Source organism: Legionella sheltonii, assembly GCF_026191355.1.
GTDB classification, from domain to species: Bacteria; Pseudomonadota; Gammaproteobacteria; order Legionellales; family Legionellaceae; genus Legionella; species Legionella sheltonii.
Window position 1 is genome coordinate 1 of the sequence record NZ_JAPHOQ010000047.1, and the last position, 896, is coordinate 896.

An 896-nucleotide genomic window follows, 5' to 3' on the forward strand; every position below is an offset into this window, starting at 1 on the left:
GTAAGACATGAAATTTTTTCATTTACTCATCTCCTTTCTATTGAGGATCGAAAAAATTGATCATGTATATTTACATGAGTCAAAGGACAAAACAATCAAACTGTCCATTTAACTAACTTTAGCAGGAAACAAGAGTAAGCAGTAAACAGGCACACACCGCGTTACAATTGATTTCTAATCATCGGCAACTGTAATGCTTTGGTGATTAACTCACTTCGGCTATAGCAGTTGAGTTTATTTTTAGCTGCATTAAGATGGTCTTCAACAGTTCTCGGAGAGAGATTTAATTGTTGACCAATTTGTTTTATTGTCATTCCTTGAACCAAATAATACAAGCATTTAATTTGCTTCGTTGTGAGCTGATTGTTAGAATTTTGAGTCGACGAATGAGATGGATTATCGTGACCTGTAGTGCTTGGCTCGTGTATCGCCGTAAACAATGGGGTGTCAGAGTCAATCAAAAACGAGATCCCCACTATGCCAATGATCTTGCCTTGTCGTGTATACAAGGGTGCCTTTCGACTCATGTAGTGCCGTAAAGGGCCATTATCGAACTGAACGGCTTCAATAAAGGTTTTCACTTGCTTCTGTTGGATAATCGTTGCATCATTTTTGATGAGGATGGGAGCTTGTTCTTTCCATAACAAATCAGTGTCCATTTTTCCCTTTATCTCTTCTGTTTGCATCTTGTTAACGCATAACATGGTATGGTTGCAGTCTAAATAGCGCCCTTTTATATCTTTCACATAGACGTTCGCAAGAGTAGTATCTAAAATATTATCCATGCTGGCTGTTAAAGTAGATTCTGTACACACAAAGTGGGCTAGTTCACGCGTTATCATAATATATCGATAATAAATTCCTCGACTTATTATACAATGATGTTCAACTTATGT

General features: G+C 37.3%; 1 protein-coding gene. It reads right to left on the reverse strand.

Annotated elements, in window-relative coordinates; translation table 11 throughout:
• Positions 1–161: 161 nt before the first annotated feature.
• Positions 162–842: a helix-turn-helix transcriptional regulator gene (locus tag OQJ26_RS19295; RefSeq protein ID WP_265705287.1), complete on the reverse strand. Its 681-nt coding sequence runs from the start codon at positions 840–842 to the stop codon at positions 162–164.
• Between the last annotated feature and the right edge of the window lie 54 nt (positions 843–896).

What these genes read in the sequence shown, in the direction of transcription:
- OQJ26_RS19295 (WP_265705287.1), bottom strand. Translation starts at nt 842, where the DNA reads ATGATAACGCGTGAACTAGCCCACTTTGTGTGTACAGAATCTACTTTA.